Source organism: Novosphingobium sp. 1529 (assembly GCF_040544855.1).
GTDB lineage: Bacteria > Pseudomonadota > Alphaproteobacteria > Sphingomonadales > Sphingomonadaceae > Novosphingobium > Novosphingobium capsulatum.
This window is the reverse complement of the sequence record NZ_JBEPKW010000026.1, coordinates 1-7,331: the sequence shown is the minus strand read 5'-3', so window position 1 is coordinate 7,331 and position 7,331 is coordinate 1. Positions and strand designations below refer to the sequence as shown.

Sequence of the window (7,331 nt, the reverse complement as noted above, 5' to 3'; positions counted from 1 at the left end):
GCGACCAAGGCGATCACCGATAAACTGCTGACGGCGCAGGTGATCGCATCCGACGAGACGACCACGCGCACCAACGGCATCACGCATTGGCAATGTGCGTATTTCAGAAGTTCTGGACAGCCGTTTCACAAAATCGCGGACAGGCGTTTCGCTAAGTCCCGGACAGCCGGCGCAGTTTGGTCATAGGTGCCTTGTTGTGGTTCAGGCGGTGATGATTTCGGCTTTCTCTATGTCGGTCAAGAGGGGGGCGGGTCGGGTTTTGCGCATGCTGTCGCCTTCGAGTGTTATGCGGTGGGCATTGTGTACGAGGCGGTCGAGGATGGCGTCAGCGATCGTGGGGGCACCGATCATTTCGTGCCACTGAGCGACCGGTAACTGAGCCGTAATCAAGGTGGATTTACGCTTGTAGCGCTCCTCGAAGATTTCAAGCAGATCGCCGCGCTGCTGCTCGGTCAGCCCATGGCTGCCCCAGTCGTCGAGCACGAGCAGTTGGATGCGGGTGAGCTTGTCAATCAGGCGCGGGAAGCGGCCGTCGAGCCGGGCCATTGCCAGATCTTCGAACAGTCTGGGCATGCGAACGTAGAGTACCGAGTAGTCAAGCCGGGCTGCCTGACGGGCGAACGCACACCCTAACCAGGTTTTCCCCGTACCGGTTGGCCCTGTAATGATTAGATGTTCATGCGCCTTGAGCCAGTCGCCCTGCGCAAGCGCCAGGACGCTGGGGACTGTCAGGAATTCCGTGTGTGGGCGGGCATAATGGGTAAAAAGGAGTCCCACTATGTCCCGACGCAAGGAGCCGGTGATTCCGGCTGATCTATTGGACCAACTTCTGGCGGGCGGCGATGCTGCTGCGGCCCTGCAGCAGGGCGGTCTGCTGGATTCGTTGAAGAAGGCGCTAGCCGAACGCGCGCTCAACGCGGAGATGGATCATCATCTCGGGCACGAAGAGCAGGCCGGCAACAATCGCAACGGCTATGGCCGCAAGACTGTGGTGACGGAGACCGGCAAGATCGAGATTGAGGTGCCCCGTGATCGGCAGGGCAGCTTCGATCCGCAATTGATCGCCAAGTACCAGCGCCGTTTCCCCGGCTTCGACGACAAGATTGTGTCGATGTATGCGCGTGGCATGAGCACCCGCGAGATCGCCGGACATGTGCGCGAACTGTACGGCATCGACGTTTCGCCCGACCTCATATCGACCGTCACCGACGCCGTACTGGAGGAGGTTGCCGCCTGGCAGGCCCGGCCGCTGGATCAGGCCTATCCGCTGGTGTTCTTCGATGCCATCCGGGTCAAGATCCGCGACGAGGGCATGGTCCGCAATAAGGCGATCCATATCGCGCTGGGCGTGCTAGCCGATGGCACCAAGGTCGTCCTGGGCTTGTGGATCGAGCAGAATGAAGGCGCCAAATTCTGGCTGCGCGTCATGAATGAGCTCAAGAACCGGGGCGTCGAGGACATCATGCTGGCCGTCGTCGATGGCCTCAAGGGCTTCCCCGATGCGATCACCGCCGTATTCCCGGAAGCGATCGTCCAGACCTGCATTGTTCATCTGCTGCGCAATTCGATGGACTTCGTCTCCTGGAAGGACCGCAAACCGCTGGCCGCCGCATTGAAGAGCATCTACCGCGCAGTCGATGCCAAGGCCGCTGAGGAAGCGCTTTCGGCCTTCGAGGACGGCGAATGGGGCCGGCGCTACCCAGCGATCGGTCAAATATGGCGCCGGGCATGGAGTGAGGTAATCCCCTTCTTCGCGTTTCCCGACGAGGTCCGCAGGATTGTCTACACGACGAATGCTATCGAGGCCCTGAATGCCCAGCTCCGGCGGGCGGTCAGGGCCAGGGGACACTTCCCCAGCGACGATGCAGCAACCAAGCTGCTCTATCTGATCTTGAACCGATCAGAAAAAGAGTGGACGATGCCGCCACGTGAGTGGTCCATGGCAAAGGCCCAGTTCGCCGTCCTGTTCGGCGAACGCTTCATCAAAGCCATGGCAGCGTAATGTGCAACCGCCCGCTCACACACGGAATTCCTGACAGTCCCGGACGCTGCGGCGATCCAGCTTGCGGTGCGCGGCGAAGTCGATGTTCTCGATACACGCGTCGCTGAATCGTAGTCGCGCGGCCGTAAGCCGGTTGGCGAGCCGCTTGTCACAACGCATCGCCATCTCCCGATCGAGCATCAGCCCGAGCCATTCGTCCCGGGCGAGCCCTTCGCTTCCCGCCTGTTCGGCAAGTTCACGGTAAGCACTCGCCATCCCAGCGAGCCCCAGCGTCTGCATCTGGTCCAACATGGGGTGTGTCAGCATGATCGTTAGCGTTGCGAGCGGCCCACATGGACGTTGCGCCAAGGTGCCCCGAAGAGGCTGTCATTGAAACGGCATCGGGATGTTGCGGATGTTTGGCGGTCAGGCGGGCGATTTGAATGTGCTGGTGGATGGTGCGGCACCATGTGCGAATTCGGATTGGGACGGTATGCCGCACGGTGCGAATGGAGATGCCGAGGGCACGATGATCCTGGGTCCGCAACGACGAAACCGGCGGTGGGATCGGCACGAGAAGGCCCGGATCACGGCGGAGAGTTTCGAGCCGGGTGCGAACGTCTCGGCGGTGGCGCGGCGTCACGGGGTCAGCGTGGGGCTGTTGCATTATTGGCGACGGATGGTGCGGGACCAGGCTGCGCTGGAACCGATTTCGTTCGTACCGGTGGAAGTGGATGACAGCGCGACGGCGCGCGCGCCTGCGGGTGATCTGGAAATCGCCATGGGCGGTGCGCGAATTATGCTGCGTGGCCCGGTCGACGCGGACATGCTGCGGACGGTGTTCGATGCGCTGCGCCTGCGATGATCCTGCCGCCCGGCAACGTCAGGGTCATGCTGGTCGCAGGCCCGATCGACTTTCGCGCAGGGATGAACAGGCTGACGTCGTTGGTGGCCAATGAACTCGGGCGCGATCCCTATGGCAGGGACGTCTTCGTGTTCCGCTCAAGGCGGCGCGATCGGCTGAAATTGCTCCATTTCGATGGCTCGGGCCTGTGCCTGATGACCAAATGGCTCGAGGCGGGCCGGTTCGCCTGGCCGCCGGTGACCGATGGGGTGATCAAACTCACCCCGGCGCAGATGACGTTGCTGCTCGGCGGCATGGACTGGCGCCGACTTGAGGAAAGCCCGGTCAAAAAGCCCGAGATTGCAGGCTGAACCGGTGGTTTTGTTGGGTTTTTGGGCAGTGCTGTGCTAACCATCGGCTGTGACCCGTCCGCCCGAACCTCAGGCTGAAGCCCTTGATGCCTTGACCCGTCGGGTCGCGGAACTGGAGGCGGAACTGGCCGCCACGACCAGGCTGTTGGGCACCTACAAGGCCATGCTGTTCGGCGCCCGTTCCGAGAAGGCGCGCATCGTTCTCGATGGGCAAGGCCAGCTCGATCTGGACGATCTGCGCCCTGCTGGCCCCATGTCGGCACCGGCAAACGATGACCCGGCGCCGGCCCAGGCCAAGCCGCGGGCCCGACGGAACATCGGCGCGTTGCCTCGCCATCTGCCGCGGATCGTTCAGATCATCGAACCCGACAGCACCGCTTGCGCCTGCTGCGCCGGCGCCATGCACAAGATCGGCGAAGACGTCAGCGAGGCGCTCGACATCGTGCCGGCCATCCTGCGCGTCATCGCCACCGTCCGGCCACGCTATGCCTGCCGGGCCTGTGAAGGAGCGATTGTGCAGGCCCCGGCGCCGCGCCGGATGATCGAGGGCGGCATGGCCACGACATCGCTGATCGCCTGGGTCGTGACCCAGCGCTTTGCCTGGTATCTGCCGGCCTATCGGCAGGCGCAGATGCTGGCGGGACAAGGCCTGCGGATCGACCGCTCGACCCTGTCACGCTGGATCCGGTCCGCCGCGTGGTGGCTGCAGGGCCTCTATGATCGCCAGTTGCTTGCCATTCACAGCCATCCGCGCATTCACGTCGATGAGACGCGGATGCCGGTGATCGGCCGCGGTGCCGGCAAGCTGCGCATCGATCAGTTCTGGGCGCACGGCACCGATGACCGCCCATGGAACGGCCCGGCGCCACCGGCGGTGTGCTACGTGCACGCACAGGCACGCAGCCACGCCGAGATCGCCGCGCAACTGGCCCGCTATCAAGGCGTTCTGCAGGTCGATGGCTATCGCGCCTACAAGGCGCTGGAGGATCCGAACCGGCCTGCCGGACAGATCCGACTTGCCTTCTGCATGGCACATCTGCGCCGACGCTTCGTCGATCTGCACAAGAGCACGCGCTCGCCGATCACGGCGCAGATTATCGCGCTGCTGAGCCGGATCTACCGCATCGAGGCAGAGATCCGCGGTACCGACGCCGACCACCGGAAGGCGGTTCGCCAGGCCCGGTCACGCCCGATCATCGACGAACTCAAGGCGCTGTTCGATGACACCTTGCCGCGGGTCGCGCAAGCATCGCAGTTGGCCGAGCATATCCGCTATGCCCATGGCCACTGGCGCGGGCTGACCCTGTTCCTTGAGGATGGCCGCATCGAGATCGACAACAACATGATCGAGCGGCAGATGCGCCCGATCGGCATTGGCCGCCGGAACAGCCTGTTTGCCGGCAACGAGGCCGGCGCCCACAGTTGGGCCGTGCTCGCCTCATTGCTCCAGACCGCCAAGCTGAACGGGCTCGATCCCCTCGTCTGGCTCGATGACGTGCTGACGCGAATGGTCTCGGGCGCGGTCCGCAACAACGATCTCGACCAGTTACTTGCGTGGAACTGGCAACCTGCCGTTCGCACTGCACCGCGGCAGGCGGCATGAACAACCGTCGCGCCAGACGCGCCGCGCGGCCGGGCAAGGTACCTGCTGCGTTCACGCTCGCGCAACTGGAGGACTGGCAGGCCCGTCGGACGCCGCCCGCGCCCGGCGTCTCGATGATCGATGGCTATCTGACCGCACTCGTGGTCTCGCCCCGGTTCCTGCCGCCCGAGGACTGGCTCGGCCCCATCGTCGGCGGCGAGGTCATCTGGGCCCCCGGCGGCAGCACCGAAGCCGCGATCCGAACGACCATCTTCCAGCGCTACAGCCAGATCGGTGCCACTCTCTCCGGTGGCCCCAAGCGCTACGCGCCCATCTACATGAGAACCAACGACGGAGAGGTGTTGCTCGAGGACTTCGCCAACGGCTTCTACCACGGCATGCAACTCAGCATCGACGACTGGAAGCCGGTCATGAGCGATCCCGCCATCGGCCCTGCCATGACCGCCATTCTCGGCCACTGCACCAACATGATCCCCGAGCACGAGCGTCAGGCCGCCATAAGCCCGCAAGCCGCCGACCTGCTGGCGCAATCGTGGCGCATCATTCCCGAACTCGTCGAAATGCTGCACCGGACCATCGCCGGTGCCAGAAACATCGAGATCCAATGACCCAACGCTACGCCGCGCAACCGCGGCATTATGCCGTCCTTGCAATGTGGGGTGGTCGCACCGCTAACGCATGATCGTCGCTTCCTTTCATTGATAGTAGACCCCACCGCGGATGTTGCCGTGCGATGGAGCTGGCCGGATCGGTTCTTGGGCAGGACTGGCCTGATCCAGCCCGGATTTGAGGATCGAGAGGACCGAGGCATATGTGGTGGCCTCGATTGCCAGCGCGCGGTCACAGGCCGCATCGAGACGGACATGGCCATAACCGCGCCCTAGCGACAGGATGCCCATCGCCGAGCGATAACCCTGCTCGGGATGGCGCCGATCACGCATCATGCGCTCGACCATGACCGCCACGTTGGTGCCCATCCTGGCCGCGCGCTCGATCAGCGATGCCGGCGTCCGGTCGGCATAACGCTGGTGAGCCTTGGGCATGTGAGCGTTGACGGTGATGTGGAACCCGCGCTGCGAGCTGCGAACATGGCTGGCGACCCGTTTGTGATCCTGGAAGATCTCGACCACCCGCTGGGTCAGCCGCACATCGACCTTGCGACCGATCAGACCATGCGGAACCGAGTAAAAGTTGCGGTCGACGGCAACGTGGTAATCGGGATGAACCTTGGCGGTCTTCCATTCAGCGTATTCGAACGGGGTAACCGGCAGCGCCTTGAGCGCCGCGCGCTCGATCTCGTCGAACAGCTCGCGGCGCGAACGACCGACGTGACGCATCGTCTTGCCATTGAGAACTTCGAGCAAGTGGCCGATCTCAGCATTGAGCACCGCCAGGTCGAAGAACTGCCGATTGCGCAGGCGCGCGATGATCCACCTTTCCGCGATCAGCACCGCGCCCTCGATCTTCCCCTTGTCCCTCGGCTTCGCCGGCCGGGTCGGCAGGACCGTCGTGTCGTAATGCTCTGCCATCGCGGCAAAGGTCGTAGTCAGGGTCGGTTCGAACCATAGCGCCTTGGCCACCCCCGCCTTGAGATTGTCGCAGACAATGGAAGCGGGCACTCCGCCGAAGTACTCCAGCGCTCGGATCTGGCCCTCAATCCAGTCAGGCAGCCGCTGGTGTAGGCTCGCCACCGCAAAGGTGTAGCTCGAGGCCCCAAGCACCGCGACGAACAGCTGTGCTTGGTGGATCTCGCCGGTGCCGGGGTCGATCAACGGGATCGTTTGACCGGCGTAATCAGTCTGCATCACCGCGCCGGCGGCATGCCGATGCCGATAGGTCGGGTGGGCGCGCTTCTCGTGCGCGCCGAACTTGTCACAGAACCAGGTGTAGCCAAAGCCGTCGGGATGAGCCTCGCGGTATTCCTGCCACAACAACAGCAGCGTCACGCTTTTGCGCTTCATCTCACGGGAGACCAGTTGCCAGTCCGGCTCGCTCGTATCCCGCGGCGGCCGCCCCATTTGCCGGAAGAGTTTGCGCTCCAGCGCAGCGTCATCGCCGCCGCCATCTGGCATCGGCCAACTGTCCAGCCCCGCCTCACGCGCCCGCAGCAGGTAAGTCGACACGGTCGACTTGCTCAGCCCAAGCCGCTCCGACACTTCGCGCACCGAGAGCCCACTCTCGTGGGTCAGCCGCAATATCGATCTGATATCCTTCACGTCCGCTCGTCTCGGTTGCTTCCGTCTCGGCATGGTCCCTCCAAGCTCCGCTTGCGGGGACGTTCATGCCAAACCGGCGCACCCAATGACCAACCGCACAAACTGTCCGGGACTTAGCGAAATGCCTGTCCGCGACTTTCTGAAATCACTGTCCGCAACTTACCGAAATCGCTGTCCGGGACTTTCCGAAACACGCAGGCAATGGGTCTTCCTCTCGGACCAGGCCGTCCTGCACAAGATTTCCAAACGCCGGGCGCGCCAGGTTGCCGAGGGCGTGCTGGGCGGCCATCAGCCCGATGTCTGGGTTTCTGACCGC

9 protein-coding genes and 1 pseudogene are annotated in these 7,331 nt (G+C 63.5%); 7 read left to right on the top strand and 3 right to left on the bottom strand.

Translation table 11 applies throughout. The features are described from left to right. Nucleotides 1-159, top strand: a pseudogene (locus ABIC78_RS21250) (IS66 family transposase); the annotation flags it as partial. A 42-nt stretch (nucleotides 160-201) separates the two neighbouring features. Here the strand turns inward: ABIC78_RS21250 and ABIC78_RS21245 are convergent. Then, nucleotides 202-777, bottom strand: a complete 576-nt coding sequence (locus tag ABIC78_RS21245; RefSeq protein WP_354491914.1) for an ATP-binding protein — start codon at nucleotides 775-777, stop codon at nucleotides 202-204. Nucleotide 778: 1 nt separating this feature from the next. Here ABIC78_RS21245 and ABIC78_RS21240 point away from each other — a divergent pair, with 1 nt between their 5' ends. After that, complete coding sequence (locus ABIC78_RS21240; protein WP_354491912.1) at nucleotides 779-2,002, top strand: IS256 family transposase; 1,224 nt, start codon at nucleotides 779-781, stop codon at nucleotides 2,000-2,002. Nucleotides 2,003-2,017: 15 nt separating this feature from the next. Here ABIC78_RS21240 and ABIC78_RS21235 read toward each other — a convergent pair whose 3' ends face one another. Next, nucleotides 2,018-2,308, bottom strand: coding sequence for an ATP-binding protein (locus ABIC78_RS21235; RefSeq protein WP_354491910.1), 291 nt, complete (start codon nucleotides 2,306-2,308; stop codon nucleotides 2,018-2,020). Nucleotides 2,309-2,387: 79 nt separating this feature from the next. On the opposite strand from ABIC78_RS21235, the gene tnpA reads away from it, so the two are divergent. The 4 genes from tnpA to ABIC78_RS21215 are packed head-to-tail and all read left to right on the top strand — an operon-like array spanning nucleotide 2,388 to nucleotide 5,407. After that, nucleotides 2,388-2,846 (top strand): IS66-like element accessory protein TnpA, encoded by a 459-nt coding sequence (tnpA, locus tag ABIC78_RS21230; protein WP_354491908.1) that lies wholly within the window; start codon nucleotides 2,388-2,390, stop codon nucleotides 2,844-2,846. Next, nucleotides 2,843-3,196 carry an IS66 family insertion sequence element accessory protein TnpB gene (gene tnpB, locus ABIC78_RS21225; RefSeq protein ID WP_022674753.1) on the top strand — a complete coding sequence of 118 codons (354 nt, stop codon included), beginning with the start codon at nucleotides 2,843-2,845 and terminating at the stop codon, nucleotides 3,194-3,196. Before tnpA ends, tnpB begins: the two co-directional genes overlap by 4 nt. A 49-nt stretch (nucleotides 3,197-3,245) precedes the next feature. Further along, the gene (tnpC, locus tag ABIC78_RS21220; RefSeq protein ID WP_354491906.1) at nucleotides 3,246-4,799 is read left to right on the top strand and encodes an IS66 family transposase; all 1,554 of its coding nucleotides are present in this window, start codon (nucleotides 3,246-3,248) and stop codon (nucleotides 4,797-4,799) included. Continuing rightward, nucleotides 4,796-5,407 carry a UPF0149 family protein gene (locus ABIC78_RS21215; protein WP_354491904.1) on the top strand — a complete coding sequence of 204 codons (612 nt, stop codon included), beginning with the start codon at nucleotides 4,796-4,798 and terminating at the stop codon, nucleotides 5,405-5,407. Before tnpC ends, ABIC78_RS21215 begins: the two co-directional genes overlap by 4 nt. Before the next feature lie 87 nt (nucleotides 5,408-5,494). On the opposite strand, the gene istA is transcribed toward ABIC78_RS21215, so the two are convergent. Continuing rightward, the gene (gene istA / locus ABIC78_RS21210) at nucleotides 5,495-7,048 is read right to left on the bottom strand and encodes an IS21 family transposase (protein WP_354491902.1); all 1,554 of its coding nucleotides are present in this window, start codon (nucleotides 7,046-7,048) and stop codon (nucleotides 5,495-5,497) included. An 88-nt stretch (nucleotides 7,049-7,136) separates the two neighbouring features. On the opposite strand from istA, the gene ABIC78_RS21205 reads away from it, so the two are divergent. After that, nucleotides 7,137-7,331, top strand: a 195-nt coding sequence (locus ABIC78_RS21205; protein ID WP_354491916.1) for a hypothetical protein, incomplete at its 3' end; no start/stop codon positions are given.